Source organism: Paenibacillus selenitireducens (assembly GCF_002021565.1).
Classification (GTDB): domain Bacteria; phylum Bacillota; class Bacilli; order Paenibacillales; family Paenibacillaceae; genus Paenibacillus_K; species Paenibacillus_K selenitireducens.
Map to the genome: position 1 here is coordinate 148,747 of NZ_MSZX01000012.1, position 21,277 is coordinate 170,023.

A 21,277-nucleotide genomic window follows, 5' to 3' on the forward strand; every position below is an offset into this window, starting at 1 on the left:
CTTTAGATTACGATCGTGTACTCGCCCTTCATCACGGGCAGGCTCGCCACCCCATCCGTAACATCAATGATAGAATGGTTCGGGAGAATTATCTTGAAGGGGTTCAATTCACTAAAACTTAAAGTGATGTTGTGATTACTATATTTCAGATCATCATTAAACTTGAATGTATCTTCACTCTTTTGAGTTATGCTTAAATAGTCCCTCACATTTACATAGTCAGCGAGCTCGGATCCTGTACAATACCATACGTTTTTTCCTCTTAAATATTCAAATATACCTAGCAAACTATCTGTATCGTCAAAAATATTCGGGCTTTGCCTTTTTCCATCATCTCGTGAAGGGGCAATATGCTCTTGTATACTAATAACAAGCTTATGTTCCAATAAAAAATCAATTTCACGTAGCTTCCAACGTACTAAAGATTTTTTCAAAAAGCGCTTCATCGTTTTTGCAACTGGATAATTATTTTGGCTTGCACCTCTTAACAACCCACCATCTAATGTAGACGGAATATCAATGACCGCACTTTCACCAAATCGCTTAATATCATAATTCATGAGTGGGTCTTCATCCGGACCTGCAATGGTCTTATCACCACCTCGTCCATGGCCACGGTTCCAATATCTACACCACCACGAAAAGCCAGCAAGGTCAATGCTATCATCAGAGTATTCATTCCCCTTATAACCACAATATTTGCCGCCTCGGGGTTTTTGACCAATAGCATCGTAATAGATATCCACCCCTTTGCCCATCTGGGAAAGAGCCTCATCAACGCTTTGAAATGTCTCCCATTCTTGAATAAAGTCTGCAGCATGAGGACCTACTATGCCGTGTGTCGTGCCATGATAAGCAAGTTCATAGTTTGGATGATCATGAATTTGTTTAAAAAACCGCTTACTTTCTTTATCCGCATTGATGCACTTGGATACAGTCCTAATTAACGCATTTTTGATCATGCCTGCCCGCATGCCCACAGGTACAAAGAAAGTCACTTTAAGATGAGGGAAATGTTGCAGAATTCTTTCTGTTAAATAACGAAATGAAGAGTTATCTCGATCCTTGAAATACCCCCAATCTTCCCCTAAATCTAAAACACCATTTCGATTTGTATCCACCCACGTATTAGCTAGATCATCGATCATAAACATAACGGGCGAATCGGCATTTCCATACCACTTACAGGGCTTTATAATCATTTATTTTTCCCCTTACCATCTGAAGCAGTCTTCTCAAGATGGCTATTTTGACTATTTAGACTTGCTCTATTTTGCTAACGATTGATTACGAAGCAATTTCATGACGAGCTTATATCTACTCATTTTTTGATACCATTTGGCATTCTTTTTCGTACTGTTCCACATCAATAATGAATATAGAGCCCTGCATTGACTGGTCCATCTAAATTTCCAGGAATAACTTCCTGCACCTAAATCGAGCTCATCCACATGCTCCCACGATTTTATATGACGAATCGATTCCTGCATGAGCACATCAAACACGCCGTACTTCGCATAGTTCGGATCGTAACCCGTATTCCATCCATAAAGTTTATTTTTATACCGATAGCAAATTTGATAAGCGATTATTTCCTTAGCCTGCGTCTCTAGGAACAAAATCAAGACACAGTTGTTGTTTCGAAATAACTGCTTAAAAAATATCTCATTTTGATGATCATCAAAGATGCTCCGCCGGTCTATTCTCCCCTTTACCTGCTGCAAATACTGCTTTTCTTTTTTATGGACCAATGCTATTCGATCATAAAGGTCATCATCCTGAGCGCAATTCACTGCATGGAATTGATAACCGATTTCCTTCTGGAGTTTCTCTAGCTTTTTTATCGATTTTGAATTGAGGTGGGATGTATCACTGGAGTCGCCCGTAGGAATCATTCGCAAGTTGATTTTGGGGCAAGCGGTTAAATATTGTACACCCGGATTGTATTTATCATGTCTTAACAAAAAATGGAGCAATGGGATGTCCGTTGGAAGATGCGTCAACTCTAATTTATCCCACGACTGCTCATACTCTTCAATAACACCGAATATCTCTTTAATAATAGCTAACGCTGTATATTTCGTTGTATCCGTAAGAAAGTTGAAATAATCACCTTTCCCTAAAAAGCAGAGCGTATCACATGTGAGAAACATTCTATCGACTTTGCGAATCATTAGCGGTGCAATCCCCACCAGCCGTTGATCGCGATAGCAGCAAATAATAAATAACTCCCTGCTGGGCTCATTACCGTAGGAGAGCCACCAAGCAAAATTATATTGAAACGTACTATAATATGCGATATCCGGATCTTGTTCTTCTAGTCGCTCCCAGTCTGCCTGAATACTTCGAAATCCCTCTGTATCTTTTACGATGGTTGTACTCATCGGCAAGTTAAACCCCTTTAATAGAAATATAAAGACGTGGTTTTATCAAAAAGTTGGCACTATAAACTCTTCTATAACTAATAAACCAGAGTGACCGAGAGTATATAGTCCTGCCACAAGACGAAATAGCCTTGACTTAAACTTAGACATGTTCCACATTTTTAACGAATAATTGATTTTAAATTGATCTGTCCACTTAAACTTCCAGGCATAGCTGCCTGCCCCACAGTCAATTTTTTTCCCAATGGAATGTTGGTACAAATATTGAGCTGTCTCGATGAATAGTATATTTGACAATCCATGAAAAGCTGCATATTGAGGAGCATATCCTGAATTCCAATCATACAAAATACCATTATGCACATAACTGATGCTATAAATAATGATATCCCCTTCAGCATCCTCCATCAGGAACGTAACGACCTGCTCATTATCTTTGAACAGTTTCTTTAGAAAATCCTCATTCAATTTGTTCTCGAATAGGCTTCGCCTCTCCGTCCTACCTTTATGCTGTTGCATATAATCCTTTTGTGCACGATGTACCTTAGACACACGTTCATAGATTTCATCCGTTTCCGTTCCAACGATCACCTTAAATCGGTAATTTACAGACTTTGTGAATTTATCCCTCGACTTTTTAGCTTTTGTGTATTCCTTCGAGCGAATAAACGCATCGAATGAGTGATATTTTTCGAGATCAATCGTTGGACAGGATGTCAGATATTTAACATGTTCATTATACTGATCCTGCCTCCACAAATAATGCAATAGCCGCGTATTCTGCTCCAAATGAGTAAGCTCTATTTTATCCCAGCTGTTTTTATTCCGTTGTATTTCACCAAACATCTCTGCTAGAATATCTGCCGCGGCTTGGTCTCCTTGGTAATCAATGAGAAAGTTGAAGTAATCCCCTTTTCCCAAAAAACATAATGTATGACATGAAAATACAAGTTTGTCTGCACGTCTAATCATCAAAGGAGCAATGCCTGTGATTTTGCCCTCGTGATAGCAACAAATAATAAACAAGGTAAGCTGCCCATGCTGGCGGTACGTTTCCCACCAAGTGTAATTGTATTGAAAAGTACTATAAAAAGTCGCATCTTGATCCAATTGCTCCAATCTCTCCCAATCGGCTTGAATGCTTCGAAATTCTTCTGAATCTTTGATAATCCTTGTATTCATGATTCCGAATTAACTCCTTTTGCTACAAGTTTAGTCGTGCGTCTTTTCAAGACTTGATTCCATACGCTTTGCAGTTCCTCTCTCGTAATAAAATTAAATAAAAGACTAAGGAATACAAAGCCTACACATAATACGGCATTTAACAGCACTTCAATCATGATGGAGTGAATCCACTGCATACAAACGAGATAAATCCCGTACAATGGTAAGATTACAGTCAAATACTTGTACGGATTCAAAAGCCCTAGACCTAACGGATAATATTTCGAGCCGAAATGATAAAACCCATAATTCGTAATCGCATATGCAATCACCGTAGAAATCGCTGAACCGTAGATTCCTAACGACGGTATCAGTATCAAATTACAAATCACATTAATAATTGCTGAACATAGAGTAATGCTAGAATTCAGCTTCATTTTATTGGCTATATGTAAACCCAAGGAGTAAAAAGCAACTGCCCCTGATAAGAAATAAGATAATGAAATAATTGGAACCAAATACATTGCGTCACGATATTCATCCGTTGCAACTAAACTAACAGCAATATTCGCAAAAATGGACAAGCTCAAAACGCCAAACCACCCTGCAAAATTATATAACTTGAACATCTTATTAATTCGGGCTACGCCGTCTGCCTCCTTATACACCTTGAATTTAAATGGCGTAAATACCGAAACGAACGGATTAATGAATACAGGATTAATTAACATGCCTATCTTGTATCCAATGGAATAGATTGCTACAGAGGATAAATTCATGAAGCCATTGATTAAGTACCTGTCACTTAGTGCTAATACCCACGCAGATATATCTCCGAGAATAAGCCCCGTTCCAAAACTAAGCATTTTTTTGAGTTTATTCATTTTCAGGGTAAACCGAAAATTTGTAATATCTGTAAGGAAAAGCACAACAAATACCGTTAAATTACCAAACAACTGCGCCTGTAATATTCCAATGATGCCCATGTCTAATTTCAGAAAAAAGATAACAACGAATAGCGTTGTAGAAACGATAGAGGAAACCTGCACTGCACTCGATTTCATTGCTTTGAACTGCATCGAATAAAAACTCGAATACGTTAAGTTTAAGCACATCAGAACTGAACTCATCACTACATACGGAAGATATAAATACGAGTTCGGAGCTGAATCGAATAGGTATGGAAATAATATTGGATTCAGTAGCCACACCAGTGCAATGCATCCCCCTCCCCATAGCATGGAGAACGATAAGGATGTATTCTTTAATTCATGACGGTCATCAAATTCATTAAAAAATCGAATCATCCCCGAATACACGCCTAACGTGATACCCAGTGCGAGCAACTGCTGAATGCCCATAATTAGATCAAATTGCCCAAACTGTTCCTGTGATAAATTCCGTGTATACAGTGGAATAAGAATCAAATTAACTAATTGGGTCATGATCGAGGAACAAAAGTATATTATCCCATTGGTTAGCATTTTTTTATTATCCATGTGCATCCATAACTGACGATCTATCAGCAGTTCCCTTTCCAGTAACTCGATAGTATACGTCAATTAATTTCTTGGAATAATCATTGACCTTCGTACGAGAAATCTTATCTTTGTGATTTGAATAATTCGTGATAACTTCATGAACTTGGTAGATCAAGGATTCTATATTCCGAGATTCAAACAAAAGTGTTCCTTCCGGTCTCTTACACACATCACTGGCTATTGAAGGGATACGATAATGCAGTGCTTCCGCAATTGACACGCCGTATCCGTCCGTATTGGTCGGTCGAATAAACAAGTGGCTCTTACGTACGATAGGATAGAATTCGGTTTGATTTACCTCATAAAAATAAAAATGCCCCTCCAGGCTGTATAATGCAATTTGCTCCTTCAAATATTTATAATAGATTTGTTCCTCGAAGCTTTGTTCGTGTACTCCCATAAGAGCAAAAATAAGGCGAGCAGGAATTTCCTGCTTCTTCAGTTCTTCCATTACTTGAATTAAAAGGTCTATGCCGTAAAGATCCTGATTTTCATAAAAACGAACATAACCATTCGCACTAATGATAAATTCAGCGTTATTCATAAATCGATATACATCGTTAGGGATTGCTTCTATATCCTCAGGGTTTTCCATTGGGTTGATGTAAGCAGGAATCGTAGTTACGCGTTCACGTCTAAGACCATTCTGAAGAAGATATGCTGTTGTAGCCTCATTAACGCAAATCACGGAATCTAATCTTTTCAAACTTGATAATAACAATCGACGAGTCATTCCATTAGATGATTGAAGCTGATTGACCAAACTGTCTCCATGTACTGTAAGAATGATTTTTTTTCCTAGCCATACGTAACAACCAAGCAACATACGAAGTCTTTTATCAATGGTGTGGAAATGAAAAAGATCCCCTTCAATAAAGGGGACCTTTAGCATGAACTGTGTATAGCTACGAATGGAATATATATTTTTGCTCGTATCTTCTGTTTTCACTTCATTGTAAATTTCATGGTTAATCTTTTGCGCAGCAAGCGTTTGCGACAACCTCCGAAGATGTATTGAAATACCACCGATGGGCGGTGGAATTGGACCGATAATAATGATCTTCATGTAGGATTCCTCTCTTTTCCTATAAGCACTTCTATAAACTTTAACTTTCCCGATGCTGTCCTAGGAATATGATCCACAATGGAGAAGGTCAATTTCATCGATTCCGTAAAAATCATTTGGAGGTTGCGAGATAGACCCTCCATTTCTTTCATAACCGTATGCTGAGGCAAAGATGACTCCAGGAATACTTCAATCTCGTCATACTGCCGTTGTATAAATTTACATGCTGTCACGCTATTCAATCCGCGAACAGTAATGGCCATTAATGCCGATGACACCATATCTCCATTAGGCTTATACATAATCTCGGAGACTCTGCCGTCAATGTTTGCGGCAGAAGGAAATAAATACGACTCCCCTGCATCAGGCGACTCACTAAAATCTGTTACCGTATCCGCTATTTCATATCGAATCAAAGGCATGACATCGTTAATAAACGATGTTCCAATAAGCGCATGGGTATTTGAATTGCACTCTGCGTACCCATATAAAGGAATGAACCGATACGGAGCGTCCTCAACTCTTCCTGCCATAATTACTTTCTCGGATTGTCCATAGTGCACATGTATTTTTGTCTGTGGGAAAACGTTTCGTATCACTGCCTCTTGATATGCATGAAGCGTCTCTGAAGCAAGTAATATTGCACCGGGTTGATAGCGGAACTCTAACTTCCTTTCTTGTATTAATCTGGCGACTAGGCTTAAGGCTGATGGATACCCGTGAAAGAACTTGTAGCCGGTTTTCTGAATAACTTCAAAAATCTTATCGATATTATCAACAGTCAGCTTTGCTACATTAATTCGAAGAATCCGGTGATAACGATCCAATTGATAAGCCCGATCCTCTGTGAATAGTCCCCGAAACTCAACCCTGCCATCTCCCGGTTGGTATCCTACTTCAGACCAGAGAAAACAAGTAGCCGCCCATTCACGTTGAAGAACTTTTCGATTCGTGTATAAGGTTAACGATGTTCCCGTCGTTCCGCTTGTCGCACCTACAATCAAATTATTCATAGGGAATGGCCTTGGTAGAATACTCACGCCAGCTTCACGTACCATATTTTTATTAATGACAGGAATACGGGAGACATCTGTCCAATCTTTAAACTTTTCAGGATGGAAACCATGCTCTTGATACAGTTTTTGATAGAATGGCGTGTGCATGTATACGAACGCCACTTTTTCTTGGAAGGCTTTTAACTGCAAATCTTTTAACTGCTCATTCGTCATGGTTCTCATTTGTTGAAACCGGTCCAGCCATGTATAAAATTCTTTGCCAACATTAACATATTGGTAAGGGATGTAGGATAGTAATTGCTTGGCAATACTTTTAACCAAAACTTTGTTCATTGCACGACTACCTCACTTTATACCCATCGAATGAATGTCCTAAGTCTCATTGTATTTGACTTCGCACGAATGTACTGACTCGACGTACAAACCCCATATTGCGAAGATAGCCAGCTATCCTGTATTTGTACGCTGGCTACATCCTCGATCCAACATTCTGCTCGTGCTCCCCGATAATGAAATGCAATACATTGATTATCTTGGGTGGCAGCCACTATAGGTCCTAGAATGAAGGAAGCATACATCTCCGTACTTTTAACAGATCCAATCCCTTCGTTCATAAACCAGTCGTTTATTTCCAGTTCACACTCACGCAGGATTACCTCACGCTTATGAATAACCCCGCATTTATGAACAAAACCTTTATGGCTCCCGATAAATTGATCCTGCGAGAATTTCTCGCACAGCGCAAAAGTCTCTTCTCTCATCTTAAAAAGATTCTTCTCCTCGAACTCATTCTGCTCAAATCCCCCTGCTTGAACGGTACTATGCATAGCCGTACTCCGAAATTGATTACGCATCCGGTAATCAGCCGAATAGACATAAGAGCCCGGATCCACGATAAGGTCTACCCCGTCAATCTGCAGTTCAAAGCTCAACTGATCGTTATGGCTATGCGCACCCTGCCCATGGAAGGACAACTCCCCGCAGCGAATCAGACAATAGGCCCGCGAGTTTCGCAACACATAATAACCTCCATCTGGATAGGCCACAGAACCTAGGGCGTTTACCGGTTCCTGTGCGAGGGACGCATCTACAAATTTGCCTGCAAGCCACAGTGCATCTTCACTCGCCACAACGCACGCAGCCCGAAAATCATCCCGATCAAAAAACTCCCCGGCCACGGCCAATAGATGTCGAAAATCATTCCGTACCCAGGAACCATAATTTGATACAATCAGATACCGACCGTCATCGGCATCACCAATGATGGGCGTTAGTCCATCTGGTTTCATCATCTGCATCATGAATACATGCATCTTCTCCAAGCGTTCCATGTAAGCTTCCGAGAAAGAAATCCCATTCCGTTCGCACCAGATTGTCGAGACCAGGAATAGTTCCGCAACAAGTCGATGATACGAAGTCGATGCCTCATAGTTCGATCCGTCTTCATTCACCTGCACGAACATTTCCCGTTCCATTTCTTGCAATCCGTACGCAAGCCATGCTGCAGGATCGTTGCCATCGCTAGTTTTCGCATCGATCTTAAAATCACCAAAGTATAGGCCCAATCCTATCAAACCCGCCAAATTCGAAAGGTAGTGATTTCCCGTATGTTCTCCGGTGTTCTCCAAATTGTTCATAATAAACTGTCCATGCAAATATAATGATGTATGAAAACGGTCCCAGAATGCAGCTTCTAATGAAGGGCTTTCGCGGAAAAAATATACTGCTGAAATCCAATTGACCGCTCGGATCGCGACATCCATCGTACATGCCCAATTCACAGACATTTCAACGGGATTATGTTGCAGCCAGTCATCTACCTGCGCTTGAAACTCACGAGCATATTTCTCATCGCCAGTCAGCCAATAGGCTTTTCCTAATGTGAAAAAATGCTGGCATCGCGAAAGCTCCCAAGGAACCTTCACGTCTGCAGCATTCTCTAAATCAACAATTTTAATATACTTATAGAACTTCGGTTCCCACCGGAAATTCGTCTTAAAATCTTCATGCCAAGGCAATGAGCGGCCAAGCTGCGTTTCGCCAGACCCCAACAAGTTAAAGCGATGGGAACAGATTCGCTCCGCATCTTCAATAATCGATTGGTCAAGCTGTGCTTCCTTAAGGAATGCATTTATTTGTCCCTGATCCTGCGGGTCGAACAGAAAGCGGCTCGAACTTCGAAATCCATGGAACAACAGTGGATTTAATTGTATGGGTGCATATCGAATCCGATAATTACGATACACGAACTTTGTCTCCTGTGCCGCTTTCCCCGCAATCTTTCTCACGGCTTTATGAAGCGGCATACCCTTGAGCCGTTTTACTTTCGTCATCAAAGATCTCATGGTTACACTCCAACCCGTACCCGTGAAAGCTCACTAAAAAATCCCCGTGTATCGATAACGATTTTCTCCTGCAGCGCATCCCGATCGATCGTATAAAAAACATCATGATTGACGAGCAATACCACGAGATCCGCCTTGCGTATCGCTTCTTCTGTTGTTTTCAATTGAACATGCTCAAGCTGGAGCCGCTCAGGGAGTGCTTGGATATGCGGTTCAACGACAAGAATGCTGCCCACCTCTAGCTTCGCTAAATGCTCCACGATTTCTAAGGCCGGGCTTTCCCGTAGGTCATCCACATTTGCTTTGAACGCTAACCCTAAGCAGGCGATGACTGGCGAAGTGATTCGCTTCGCTCGATCTACAATCTTTTCGACGATATACCCGGGTTTATAATCATTCACCACACGCGCTGTATGAATTAATCTCGCTTGCTCGGGAGCCGCGTCAACCAGAAACCACGGATCTACCGCAATACAATGTCCCCCGACCCCAGGTCCCGGCTGCAAAATATTCACGCGCGGATGGTGATTTGCCAGTCGAATTAACTCCCACACATTAATATCCAGCTGATCACAAATAAGCGATAACTCGTTCGCGAAGGCGATATTCACGTCACGGAATGAATTCTCCGTTAATTTGGCCATTTCCGCCGTACGGGCATGGGTCTCCAGAATACGACCGCTCACGAATTGTTTATAAAATTCCACCGTACGTTGCGTTGAAGGACCATCGATCCCCCCAATGATGCGGTCATTCTCTACTAACTCTCGCAGAATCTGGCCTGGCATGACACGTTCTGGACAATGAGCGACATAGATGCGATGATTCACTGCAGTTACGGCTTCAGAGATATTCAGATCTGTTCTTGCCTCAAGAATCCAATCCGTTATTTTCTCCGTCGTCCCGACAGGGCTTGTTGATTCCAAGATCACAATATTCCCTGGACGAACGTAAGGAGCAATGGCTAACGTTGCTTGTTGCACATAGGATAAATCCGGCTTTTGATGCGCTTGAAAGGGGGTAGGAACAGCGATGATAAATAAATCCGCTTCCTTTGGCTCCGTAGATACCTTCAATTGGCCGCTCTGTACCGCCGCTTTCACCATAATATCCAAGTCAGGTTCGTAGATATGCACCTGCCCTTGATTGATTAACTCTACGGTATGGAGATTCACGTCAACGCCATGGACATCGAACCCTTTGATCGCCAGGAGAGAAGCCGTTGGAAGTCCAATGTATCCAAGGCCGACAACACACACTTTTTTCACCATAACCTGCCCCTGCCTTATCTCTAAATTAGTAAGCATCTTTACTGCCTATCAGTACGCGAAAGGTTCTAAGCAATATGAAAATATCCAAAAGAATGGAGCGCTTCTCAATATACCGGAGATCTAACTCCACCATTTCTTTGAAACCTAGCCGATTCCGCCCGCTGACTTGCCAAAGCCCCGTACATCCCGGGATGACGGTTAATCGCTGCATATCATACGATGTATATTCGTGAACCTCTCTTGGCAAAGGAGGCCTTGGTCCGACCAGGCTCATCTCGCCTTTCAAGACATTCACAAGCTGCGGAAGTTCATCCATACTTGTCTTTCGGATAAAACGCCCCACACTTGTCACGCGCGGATCATTTTTCATTTTGAACATGGCGCCCTGAATTTCATTCCGATGTAAAAGCTCCTGCTGCTTCTCCTCGGCATTTCGAATCATGGACCGCAGCTTATACATTTCAAAAGGACGGCCGTCTTTCCCAATTCGAATTTGCTTATAGATAATAGGCGCATGCCAATCCTCCAACTTAATCAAGACACACAGAGCTATAAGAATTGGCGAGATAATCACCATCGCTATGATCGATCCGCATAGATCCATCGAGCGCTTCACGATATTAAAGATAGGATGTTCCAACCGCTTATGTACTTGAAATTGAATATCTAAATCACCCTGGTGTTGCGGAATGCTCACCGTTTTTCACCTCTCCTACAACGATCGTACCTGTTTTTCAGCTTGTAATATCCGGTCCAATGCTGTGAGTAACGGCAATCGTAACTCTTCTTGATGCAGTGCAAAATCAAGGGTGGTCAGTATAAATCCTAACTTTTCTCCCACATCAAAGCGGTCACCCTCAAACTCATACGCGACCGTACCTTGTTTGGCATTTAATTGTTGAATGGCATCCGTTAATTGAATTTCCCCGCCATAACCCGCTTCTTGTTTTTCTAAAAAACCGAAGATCTCGGGCGTGAGCACATAACGGCCCATAATCGCTAAATTGGAAGGTGCATCACCAGGCAAAGGCTTCTCGACCACCTTTTTCAAGGAATAGGTTCGACCGCTTGCATCCAAGACGTGCAAAGGATCAATGATCCCATACTTATGGGTCTGGTCCTCCGGTACAGGGCCTACGCCAAGAACGGAACGCCCATACATATCGAATTGCTTCATTAATTGTAGAGTGCATGGTACTTGGGATCGGACAATATCGTCCCCGAGCAACACCGCGAAAGGTTCGTTGCCAATGAAATTCCGCGCGCACCATACCGCATGTCCAAGTCCCTTCGCTTCCTTCTGTCGGATGAAATGAATCTCCACTTTTGAAGAACGCTGCACCTCTTCCAGAAGATCTAACTTGCCTTTGGCTAACAGATTGTTCTCCAGCTCATAGGCATAATCGAAATGATCTTCAATGGCACGTTTTCCCTTCCCCGTTACAATAATAATGTCTTGAATGCCGGATTGAATGGCCTCCTCCACAATGTACTGAATCGTCGGTTTATCCACGATCGGAAGCATTTCCTTCGGCATCGCTTTGGTCGCCGGCAAGAATCGTGTCCCCAGCCCGGCTGCAGGTATAATCGCTTTTTTCACTTTGACCAACTGTTTTCCCCCCACTACCATATGCATAAATTCTGTTTCTCAGATAGAAACATCAGCTATAGGGTCCGCAACCCCATAACTCATACCTCCATCAGGAAGTATGAAAAGGGCATTTAACCCAACCTCATCACCACGCCATCGACGATCCACGTCTAAGGTACACTACATACCCACAGCATGACCGAGTACCTACCCTGATAGAGGTGTAGTAGGCATAACCTTTAGGCGATAAAACTCTTACTCTTGGATGCCATAATAAGAATAGTGCTCCGCCTCGGACTTATAGAATTTCTTGTTATTCAGTACAACGCCAAGAATTTGAGCCTGAACATGTGCTAACTTCTCTTTGGATTTCAAAATGTACTCGCGCTTCGTTTTCCCTGCCATCACCACAAGAATGACGCCGTCGCTTATCGCCGCTACAACAAGACCGTCCGATACTGCCATGATGGGAGCTGTATCTATGAGAATGAGATCGTATTCTTCCTTTAGACTTTCAAGTAGTTCATTGAATGTACTATTCGCCAATAGTTCCGTCGGATTAGGGGGGATCGGGCCAGATGGAATAACCGATAGATTATCAATGGTCGTGCTGCGGACGGATTCCGCATAGGGACACTGATTAGCTAAGACATTGGACAGCCCTATTTTATTGGAGATATCAAAAACCACTTGCAATGAAGGGTGTCTCAAGTCCGCATCAATTAATATCACTTTTTTCCCTTCTTGCGCGTAGGCCACAGCCAGATTACTGATGGTCGTTGTTTTCCCCTCACTAGCGAGTGTCGAGGCGACGCAGATCACCCGCAATTCATGATTCCAACTTGAAAATTGAATATTGGTTCTTAGATTACGATATCCCTCTGCAATGGGAGATCTGCGGTTAATATTCATAATTAACTTCGATTCATCGGCTAATCGACGCATATTGTTGCTCTCCTACTTGTTTTTTGGATCGTGCTCTGGCTCTTATTCGTAAGTCACGTTTGCTCATTCTTCCAATCGTGCCCAGCGTGGAAAGCTCCAAATATCGTTCAATATCATAGTCCGATTTAATCGTGTCATCGAAATATTCAATGAGAAGAACGATCCCCACGGCCACCATAAGCGAAGCAACAAAAGCAAGGACAAGATTTAATTTGATTAACGGGCTGACAGGCATGGCGTTCGGATTCGGCTGCGCGGTATCCAAGATGGATATATTATCGATTTTCATGATTTTAGGAATTTCTTCTTTGAAAACTTGTGAGATTGCATTGACGATATTCATCGCTTGGGTGTAAGAGGCATCGCGAATTTTCAAAGCGATAATTTGGGAGTTTTGTGTGGTAACAACTTTAAGGCGTTCTCTTAAGTCTTGCGCGGTGACTTGAAGTTCTGGGTGCTTTGACACGACTTGATCCATGATTTTCCCCGAACCTAATATTTCTTTATAGGAGTTAATGAGCATAATATTCGAATTAATCTCGTTAATGTCGAGGGATGGTTTCCCTTGCCCGTCCAGATTTGATTTATTGACGATGAGCGTACTTGTCGCTTCATACACTGGCTTCATGACATACATGCTGTATACGCCAGCTACTGCCGTACATAACACGACAGCAAGAAGAATAAACCACATTCTCTTTCGTAACATGCGCAGCAATAATTTCAATTCCATAACTAACCCTCCACAAACATGTGTTAGATTTCTTCCGTCCGCTCGCGAACCGAATCATCATATAGACTTACGATTTCCTCCCCTCGTATTAATCGAGAGGCATTTGCTTGCAAGGCTGCCGTATAAGAAGAATGCCTTAATTCCTCAACCATCTTATATCCCTCTCGAAAGTAAAATTTGCGTTGTATCACGTCATGGGCATCCGATGCTATAAGGTGAGCATATTGCCGACGGCAGATCCATTTGGCCGTCTCTTGCACTTTTCGTCCAAAATAACCTATTAATGATTGTGTCGTGACCTGTAAGAGAATACCGTGCTCCAACCAACCCCTAAGGATTTCAGGTTGCTGGATGACCCCTACATTGCGCTCGGGGTGAGCAATAAGGATACGAAGTTGATGACGTGCCATATAAGATACAAATTCGAACAGATAAGACGGTATCGCTTTGGATGGAAGTTCAACTAATATGTAAGGGGAACCTGCTAACGTCTGGATTCTACCTTTGCGATGCTCTGTTCGATATTCATTGGTTAGACGAAATTCTTGCCCTGGTAATACTGTTAACGGGATACCTTGTTTTTTCAATTTTTCATTGAATTTATGGACAGACCGTTGAATGGTTGAAGCCGGCGTACTATACCGCTTGGTGGCATGGTGCGGCGTTGCAATCATCGTATGAATTCCTTGCTTCACAGCAGCTTCAGCCATCCTTATAGCTCCCTCCATCGTTCGAGGGCCATCATCCACATCAGGCAAAATATGACAATGTGTATCAATCATCCATTCCCACCCTAATTCCTGTGTTTTCTGCGACTAAATCACTAATGCATGGACAAGCGAAATATAGTAGAATAAATTTTAATGATAGAATGTGACAGTTCGTAACAATTCATTGTACAAGCGGTGGATTCTTTGTTGCCGAGGTAGGATCGTTCGAAGATAATCATGAAGTAGTTTGCTTAGAAGGATTCTTTCCGCGTCGCTTTGTATCAATTGAATGCCATATTCGTACAAATTCTCTTCTTCGGTTCTCCACATGACACAGCCCCTTAGTTCCAGCTGGACCTGCAATAGCTGTAGCTCAATACCTAATATATAGTGGGAAGCAACCGGAAATTTCAGATGTGTTAGCATCCTTAGTCCGGAAGGACTTAGATTAATCACTAACACAGGATGCTCTTTACTAGGGGCAGGCTTGCCATTTGTCGTTTCAATTCGTAAATGCCCTAATATAGGCGGTATCAATCGAAGTCTGACGTGTGTTCTGCCAAAAGATCTGTTATTTGGACGCATACACCAATTCCTTCTTCATTAAGATCCAACATCTTGGTTTAGCCAAGTTGATTCAGGGAATAATGCTACTAATCGTTTCTTTTTCATATAATTGATACAATATGTATCACTGTTGACACTATTAATTTACGATACATTTTGTAACATGTCAAGGTTTTTTTACGATGTCCATCATTACATTTGCAAGCACCTTTGGGGAGGAAAATAAATGAAATACGGGAATCGAATAGCAGATTTGCGGGAGCGGAAAGGGTGGACGCAGGAGGAGCTGGCAACAACCATCGGCATCAGCCGTGCTGCCCTGTCACACTACGAGAAGAATCGAAGAAAACCCGACTTTGAGACACTGACACAGTTAGCCGACTTATTCCAGGTATCTATCGACTATCTTATAGGAAGAACGAGTCAATCCCAGCATCCGATGGATGGGGATGTTCATCAATTTACGGAGCAGCTCGAACTCTCCGACTCTGAACTATTGGAGAAATTTAGTCTAACGATCGACGGCCATAAATTAACCGATGAAGAAGCACGCCGGTTTATCGCTTTTGTACGTGCCGAACGGATGATGAATTCCTAAATATAACAATCCTCAAGCAAACGAATGAATCGTATCCATTCGGTTTGATTGAGGATTATTTATTGTTAAGGGGTGGAGAGTTGCGTCCTCATTTGGGCCAGCTCGGCAAGCCACTTCTCTTCGCTTATTCCAAGCTGCTGCAATACCTTCAGCACATCGATTTCTAATTTACCTTCAGGTTCTGGTATCCCTTGAATGGACTCAACGTTATATTCTTCGCTCATGGTATGTACCCTCGCTTCACGAAATATTCAATGGTCATTGCTTTTCCCTGTATGACACAAGCCTTATTATAAATTAAGCTCGCTCGATATGTTGTCGTTATCTGAATGCAATTCCCAAAAGTTCCCCTGTTTTTTTGTCGAATCGATTAACGTTTAGTATAAAATAAGGACAAACCTCATACATCTGTGGTCGGATAAGATTTGTCGGTCCTATAATTCACAGCTACTATCGAATGCCTTAACTCTTTCACGTCAGTTCAATGCATTAAACCCATACGTTTCCCGCATGGGGGAGGGATGGGTATGGGGTTCCAACCGCTGTTGAAATCGTGTTGTTTGAATTTATTTACCCTACTCCGGAAATTTATAAATTCTATAATATCCAAAAAAACCTCCATTTGTCCGTCGACAAATGAAGGTTTTCTATCCAGAAGAGTTACATAAACAACAATCTTAGGCCTTAACCAATTCACGCATGCTTGACTCGAATGCAGCCATTAGCGCGCGCTCACCTTGCAAGCCTTGATCCTCAGCTTTTGCAATGTATTCCATCATTTTCTTGTAATCTTTAGGAATCACGCGAACGAACTGCGGAAGTGTTGCTGCCCAATTCGATAGAATGCGTTGACCTAGCGGACTTCCAGTATACTTCACATGCTCCTCGATCAGGGTACGAAGCTCTTGCTCTTCTTGCGCATCTTCCACGCGCTCAAGCAATACCATCTCCAGGTTGGCACGATGGACGAAAGATTGATCCGTATCGAGTACGTAGGCGATCCCGCCCGACATCCCTGCTGCGAAGTTACGACCTGTCTTCCCAAGGACAACGACGCGTCCACCGGTCATATATTCACAACCATGGTCACCCGTACCTTCAACGACAACCTGTGCACCAGAGTTCCGAACGGCGAACCGTTCACCAGCCATCCCGTTAATATAAGCTTTACCTGCCGTAGCTCCGTAGAACGCGGTGTTCCCAATAATCACATTCTCTTCCGCTGCGAAAGATGCTTTCTCAGACGGCTTCACAATAATCTTACCGCCCGACAAGCCTTTACCGACATAGTCATTCGAATCGCCTTCAACGTGAAGGGTAATGCCTTTCGGTATGAACGCACCTAGACTTTGACCCGCTGTTCCGACAAAGTTAAAGCGAATCGTATCTTCAGGCAACCCTGCTGCCCCATAACGACGCGTCACTTCACTGCCAAGGATCGTCCCCGTTGCACGGTTCACGTTACAGATCGGCAGCGTCGCTTCCACTGGCATTTGTTGCTCTAACGCTTGTTCCGCAAGCGGAATCAGCTTTTCCATATCGAGCGTCAATTCCAAGCCATGGTTCTGCGATTGTACGCAATAACGCTCGCTATCTTCCGGCATTTCCGGTTGATACAGCATGGAGGATAAATCCACGCCTTTGGATTTCCAATGATCGATCGCTTTCTTCGCGTCAAGACGTTCTGTACGGCCGACCATTTCGTTCACAGTCCGGAAGCCAAGCTCTGCCATAATCTCACGGAACTCTTGGGCGATAAAGCGCATATAGTTCGCTACATGCTCAGGGTCGCCCTTAAAGTTCTTACGTAGTTCAGGATTTTGTGTCGCGACCCCAACCGGACAGGTATCCAATTGGCAGACACGCATCATGATACATCCCAGAACAATCAATGGCGATGTCGAGAAGCCGTATTCCTCTGCTCCAAGCAGCGCCGCGATCGCAACGTCACGACCATTCATCATTTTACCATCGGTTTCGACGACAACCCGATCGCGAAGGTTATTGATGATCAAGGTTTGATGCGTCTCCGCAAGCCCGAGTTCCCAAGGCATCCCCGCATGACGGATCGATGCTTGCGGAGAAGCGCCTGTACCGCCGTCATAACCGCTCACGAGAATGACATCTGCACGGCCTTTGGCTACCCCGGCCGCGATGGTGCCTACGCCCACTTCAGATACAAGCTTCACGTTAATCCGCGCCCGAGGGTTTGCATTCTTAAGATCATAGATTAATTCCGCTAAATCCTCAATCGAATAAATATCATGATGCGGCGGCGGTGAAATCAGACCTACACCCGGTGTAGATCCGCGTACTTCCGCAACCCATGGATATACTTTACGGCCTGGAAGCTGTCCGCCTTCACCCGGCTTTGCGCCCTGCGCCATCTTGATTTGAATTTCATCTGCATTCACAAGGTAGTTCGATGTAACACCGAAACGTCCCGATGCGACTTGTTTAATGGCACTGCGGCGTGAATCGCCGTTCGCATCCGGGATGAAGCGCGCAGGATCCTCCCCGCCTTCCCCTGTATTACTCTTCCCGCCTATACGATTCATCGCAATCGCAAGGCTCTCATGTGCTTCCTTACTAATGGAACCGAAGGACATCGCTCCTGTTTTGAAACGTCGCATAATGGATTCCACCGACTCGACTTCCTCAATCGGAACGGATCCGCCCGTATGCGTGAAGTCAAGTAAGGAACGAAGCGTTAAATGCTTCTCGTTCTCCCCTTGTACCAGATGAGAGAACTTCTTATATAATTTGTAATCATTCGTGCGGCACGCATGCTGCAGCGTATGAATCGTCTGTGGACTGAATAGGTGATCTTCACCATCTTTACGCCATTGATATTCCCCGCCGGAATCCAATGTCATATCATTCACCATATCTTCCGTGAATGCGCGACGATGTGGCTTCAATGTTTCTTCTGTAATCTCTTCCAGACCAATACCGCCAATACGCGACGGCGTCCAAGTGAAATATGCATCAACAAATTGTTCTTTCAACCCAACCGCTTCGAAAATTTGAGCTCCGCGATACGATTGAATCGTCGAAATCCCCATTTTCGATAAAATTTTCACAACGCCCTTTGTTGCTGCTTTAATGAAGTTCTTCACAGCTTTGTCATGCGACACGCCGCGAATCATGCCCTGACGAATCATATCATCTAGGGTCTCGAAAGCCAGGTAAGGGTTGACTGCACTAACACCATACCCAAGCAAAAGAGCAAAATGGTGAACTTCACGCGGTTCGCCGGATTCTAATAAAATACTAACTTTCGTTCTTGTACCTTGGCGAATCAAATGATGATGTAATGTAGAAACCGCGAGAAGGGCTGGAATGGCCGCATTCTCTTGATCGTTCCCACGGTCGGATAGAATAATGATATTGTGACCTTTCGCGATCACGCGATCCGCCGCTTCACACATCACCTGCAAGGCATTGCGTAACCCTTCGGCACCTTCATGCGCGAAGAAGAACATTGGAATCGTAATCGACTTGAAGCCTGGACGATGCAGATGGCGAAGCTTCGCAAACTCTTCGTTCGAAAGCACCGGTGTGCTGAGATGAATTTGACGGGCGCTTTCGGGCTCGGGATTCAGCAAATTACGTTCAGGACCAATGGTCGTACCTGTCGATGTCACAATCTCTTCACGAATCGCATCGATCGGCGGGTTCGTTACCTGTGCGAACATCTGCTTGAAGTAGTTATACAGCCGCTGCGGGTGATCCGATAGAATCGCTAATGGCGCATCATAACCCATCGATCCGATCGCTTCGGCTCCCGTTGTTGCCATCGGCTCCAGAACTTTGCGAAGCTCTTCATAGGTATAGCCGAACGCTTGCTGGCGGCGATGCACGGTAGCACGATCCGGTTCTGGCAATTCTTTGGCATCCGGCAGATCATTTAGATCTACCAAATGCTCCTCCAGCCATTCTTGATAAGGATGCTCGGAAGCAATCTGTGCTTTCACTTCTTCATCCGAAATGATACGGCCTTGAGCCGTATCGACGAGCAGCATCCGCCCTGGGCGAAGACGATCTTTATATAAAATGTTATCTTGATCGATCTCTAGAACTCCCGCCTCGGAAGCCAAAACGATCAAATCATCCTTTGTGACCACATAACGCGCCGGACGTAACCCGTTCCGATCCAGAATCGCACCGATCTGCACACCATCCGTAAACGCCATGGCAGCAGGTCCGTCCCACGGTTCCATTAAGGAACTGTGATATTGATAGAATGCGCGTTTCGCAGGATCCATACCCTCATGATTCGACCAGGGTTCCGGAACCATCATCATCGCGACATGGGGTAAAGAACGTCCTGCCAAGTATAGAAACTCTAATGTATTATCAAACATCGCCGTATCCGAGCCATCCTGATTGATGATCGGCATAATTTTGGATGTATCTTCACCAAACACATCGGAATCACATAACGTTTGGCGTGCATGCATCCAGTTCACATTGCCGCGCAAGGTGTTAATCTCTCCGTTATGAATAAGATAACGGTATGGATGCGCGCGCTCCCAACTCGGGAACGTATTCGTACTGAAACGGGAATGCACTAAAGCAATCGCGGATTCTAGTGCATCATCTTGCAAATCCACATAGAAATCGCCAACTTGCTCTGTCGTCAACATTCCTTTATAGACTACTTTGCGGCAAGAAAAGCTGGATACGTAGAAGCTATCCGCTCCTTCACCGCCTGCATAACGAATCGCCTGCTCCGCACGTTTACGAATGACATATAATTTACGTTCAAATGCTAGATCATCCGCAGATGACAACGCTTCTGAACGACCGATCAATACCTGACGAACATATGGCTTTACCGCTTTGGCGGACTTGCCTAATTTCTCGTCATGCGTCGGAACCGTTCTCCAACCAAGCAAATGTTGTCCTTCTTCTCTCACAATCGCTTCGAGTGCTGCTTCATGCTTCGCACGCAAGGCTTCGTCTTGCGACATGAATAACATCCCTACCCCGTATTGTCCGGCTGCAGGTAAGGCAACGCCAACGGACTCCATCTCTTTCACCAAAAACCGGTGAGGAATTTGCAGCATAATCCCTGCGCCATCCCCTGTATTCGGTTCACTGCCTTGCCCGCCACGGTGCTCCATGTTCACCAAGACGGTTAGCGCTTGTCGTACAATTTCGTGCGACTTCTGACCTTTAATGTGCGCAACAAACCCCATACCACAGGCGTCTTTTTCAAATTGCGGATCGTATAAGCCCTGTTTAGGAGGCAGGCCATTCCCGTTAAGCTTCATCGTAGCATCGCAACCTTTCTAAGTGATCTATAGATAAAAATGAGTACTTGACAAATTATTATTGAAT

General features: G+C 43.7%; 17 protein-coding genes. 1 reads left to right on the plus strand and 16 read right to left on the minus strand.

The annotated features are described in order from the left end of the window. Window positions 1-2: 2 nt before the first annotated feature. The 14 genes from BVG16_RS25520 to BVG16_RS34085 form a co-directional block, all read right to left on the minus strand. A complete protein-coding gene (locus BVG16_RS25520; protein ID WP_078502024.1) occupies window positions 3-1,202 on the minus strand; it encodes a polysaccharide deacetylase family protein in 1,200 nt (399 codons plus the stop codon). A 66-nt stretch (window positions 1,203-1,268) separates the two neighbouring features. Beyond that, window positions 1,269-2,384, minus strand: coding sequence for a GNAT family N-acetyltransferase (locus BVG16_RS25525; protein WP_078502025.1), 1,116 nt, complete (start codon window positions 2,382-2,384; stop codon window positions 1,269-1,271). A gap of 45 nt (window positions 2,385-2,429) precedes the next feature. Then, the gene (locus BVG16_RS25530) at window positions 2,430-3,566 is read right to left on the minus strand and encodes a GNAT family N-acetyltransferase (protein ID WP_078502026.1); all 1,137 of its coding nucleotides are present in this window, start codon (window positions 3,564-3,566) and stop codon (window positions 2,430-2,432) included. Continuing rightward, a complete protein-coding gene (locus BVG16_RS25535) occupies window positions 3,563-5,047 on the minus strand; it encodes a lipopolysaccharide biosynthesis protein (RefSeq protein WP_158081791.1) in 1,485 nt (494 codons plus the stop codon). The genes BVG16_RS25530 and BVG16_RS25535 overlap by 4 nt, the downstream gene beginning before the upstream one ends. Next, a complete protein-coding gene (locus BVG16_RS25540; RefSeq protein ID WP_078502028.1) occupies window positions 5,040-6,155 on the minus strand; it encodes a glycosyltransferase in 1,116 nt (371 codons plus the stop codon). The genes BVG16_RS25535 and BVG16_RS25540 overlap by 8 nt, the downstream gene beginning before the upstream one ends. After that, window positions 6,152-7,504, minus strand: a complete 1,353-nt coding sequence (locus tag BVG16_RS25545; protein WP_078502029.1) for a hypothetical protein — start codon at window positions 7,502-7,504, stop codon at window positions 6,152-6,154. The genes BVG16_RS25540 and BVG16_RS25545 overlap by 4 nt, the downstream gene beginning before the upstream one ends. A gap of 17 nt (window positions 7,505-7,521) precedes the next feature. Then, window positions 7,522-9,504 (minus strand): alginate lyase family protein, encoded by a 1,983-nt coding sequence (locus BVG16_RS25550; protein ID WP_233147170.1) that lies wholly within the window; start codon window positions 9,502-9,504, stop codon window positions 7,522-7,524. 14 nt (window positions 9,505-9,518) lie between these two features. Further along, window positions 9,519-10,787 carry a UDP-N-acetyl-D-mannosamine dehydrogenase gene (wecC, locus tag BVG16_RS25555; RefSeq protein ID WP_078502031.1) on the minus strand — a complete coding sequence of 423 codons (1,269 nt, stop codon included), beginning with the start codon at window positions 10,785-10,787 and terminating at the stop codon, window positions 9,519-9,521. A gap of 25 nt (window positions 10,788-10,812) precedes the next feature. Continuing rightward, window positions 10,813-11,451 (minus strand): sugar transferase, encoded by a 639-nt coding sequence (locus BVG16_RS25560; protein WP_233147176.1) that lies wholly within the window; start codon window positions 11,449-11,451, stop codon window positions 10,813-10,815. Between the two features lie 48 nt (window positions 11,452-11,499). After that, complete coding sequence (gene galU, locus BVG16_RS25565; RefSeq protein WP_078502032.1) at window positions 11,500-12,396, minus strand: UTP--glucose-1-phosphate uridylyltransferase GalU; 897 nt, start codon at window positions 12,394-12,396, stop codon at window positions 11,500-11,502. Between the two features lie 237 nt (window positions 12,397-12,633). Continuing rightward, window positions 12,634-13,323: a CpsD/CapB family tyrosine-protein kinase gene (locus BVG16_RS25570; RefSeq protein ID WP_078502033.1), complete on the minus strand. Its 690-nt coding sequence runs from the start codon at window positions 13,321-13,323 to the stop codon at window positions 12,634-12,636. Continuing rightward, the gene (locus BVG16_RS25575) at window positions 13,304-14,056 is read right to left on the minus strand and encodes a YveK family protein (RefSeq protein WP_078502034.1); all 753 of its coding nucleotides are present in this window, start codon (window positions 14,054-14,056) and stop codon (window positions 13,304-13,306) included. The genes BVG16_RS25570 and BVG16_RS25575 overlap by 20 nt, the downstream gene beginning before the upstream one ends. Window positions 14,057-14,079: 23 nt before the next feature. Next, on the minus strand, window positions 14,080-14,838 hold the full coding sequence (locus tag BVG16_RS25580; protein WP_144027490.1) for a tyrosine-protein phosphatase: 759 nt from the start codon (window positions 14,836-14,838) through the stop codon (window positions 14,080-14,082). Window positions 14,839-14,916: 78 nt separating this feature from the next. Beyond that, the gene (locus BVG16_RS34085) at window positions 14,917-15,351 is read right to left on the minus strand and encodes a PilZ domain-containing protein (RefSeq protein WP_078502035.1); all 435 of its coding nucleotides are present in this window, start codon (window positions 15,349-15,351) and stop codon (window positions 14,917-14,919) included. Window positions 15,352-15,559: 208 nt separating this feature from the next. Between BVG16_RS34085 and BVG16_RS25590 the strand changes: the two genes are divergently transcribed. Beyond that, window positions 15,560-15,931 (plus strand): helix-turn-helix domain-containing protein, encoded by a 372-nt coding sequence (locus BVG16_RS25590; protein ID WP_078502036.1) that lies wholly within the window; start codon window positions 15,560-15,562, stop codon window positions 15,929-15,931. Window positions 15,932-15,996: 65 nt separating this feature from the next. On the opposite strand, the gene BVG16_RS32950 is transcribed toward BVG16_RS25590, so the two are convergent. After that, window positions 15,997-16,155 carry a hypothetical protein gene (locus BVG16_RS32950; RefSeq protein ID WP_158081792.1) on the minus strand — a complete coding sequence of 53 codons (159 nt, stop codon included), beginning with the start codon at window positions 16,153-16,155 and terminating at the stop codon, window positions 15,997-15,999. A 453-nt stretch (window positions 16,156-16,608) separates the two neighbouring features. Then, the gene (gene gltB, locus BVG16_RS25595; protein ID WP_078502037.1) at window positions 16,609-21,210 is read right to left on the minus strand and encodes a glutamate synthase large subunit; all 4,602 of its coding nucleotides are present in this window, start codon (window positions 21,208-21,210) and stop codon (window positions 16,609-16,611) included. Window positions 21,211-21,277: the final 67 nt, after the last annotated feature.

What these genes read in the sequence shown, in the direction of transcription:
- gltB (WP_078502037.1), bottom strand. Translation starts at nt 21,210, where the DNA reads ATGAAGCTTAACGGGAATGGCCTGCCTCCTAAACAGGGCTTATACGAT.
- BVG16_RS34085 (WP_078502035.1), bottom strand. Translation starts at nt 15,351, where the DNA reads ATGCGTCCAAATAACAGATCTTTTGGCAGAACACACGTCAGACTTCGA.
- BVG16_RS25590 (WP_078502036.1), top strand. Translation starts at nt 15,560, where the DNA reads ATGAAATACGGGAATCGAATAGCAGATTTGCGGGAGCGGAAAGGGTGG.
- BVG16_RS25545 (WP_078502029.1), bottom strand. Translation starts at nt 7,504, where the DNA reads ATGAACAAAGTTTTGGTTAAAAGTATTGCCAAGCAATTACTATCCTAC.
- wecC (WP_078502031.1), bottom strand. Translation starts at nt 10,787, where the DNA reads ATGGTGAAAAAAGTGTGTGTTGTCGGCCTTGGATACATTGGACTTCCA.
- BVG16_RS25520 (WP_078502024.1), bottom strand. Translation starts at nt 1,202, where the DNA reads ATGATTATAAAGCCCTGTAAGTGGTATGGAAATGCCGATTCGCCCGTT.
- BVG16_RS25530 (WP_078502026.1), bottom strand. Translation starts at nt 3,566, where the DNA reads ATGAATACAAGGATTATCAAAGATTCAGAAGAATTTCGAAGCATTCAA.
- BVG16_RS25580 (WP_144027490.1), bottom strand. Translation starts at nt 14,838, where the DNA reads ATGATTGATACACATTGTCATATTTTGCCTGATGTGGATGATGGCCCT.
- BVG16_RS25570 (WP_078502033.1), bottom strand. Translation starts at nt 13,323, where the DNA reads ATGCGTCGATTAGCCGATGAATCGAAGTTAATTATGAATATTAACCGC.
- BVG16_RS25540 (WP_078502028.1), bottom strand. Translation starts at nt 6,155, where the DNA reads ATGAAGATCATTATTATCGGTCCAATTCCACCGCCCATCGGTGGTATT.
- BVG16_RS25575 (WP_078502034.1), bottom strand. Translation starts at nt 14,056, where the DNA reads ATGGAATTGAAATTATTGCTGCGCATGTTACGAAAGAGAATGTGGTTT.
- BVG16_RS25525 (WP_078502025.1), bottom strand. Translation starts at nt 2,384, where the DNA reads ATGAGTACAACCATCGTAAAAGATACAGAGGGATTTCGAAGTATTCAG.
- BVG16_RS25535 (WP_158081791.1), bottom strand. Translation starts at nt 5,047, where the DNA reads ATGGATAATAAAAAAATGCTAACCAATGGGATAATATACTTTTGTTCC.
- BVG16_RS32950 (WP_158081792.1), bottom strand. Translation starts at nt 16,155, where the DNA reads ATGAGCGAAGAATATAACGTTGAGTCCATTCAAGGGATACCAGAACCT.
- BVG16_RS25550 (WP_233147170.1), bottom strand. Translation starts at nt 9,504, where the DNA reads ATGACGAAAGTAAAACGGCTCAAGGGTATGCCGCTTCATAAAGCCGTG.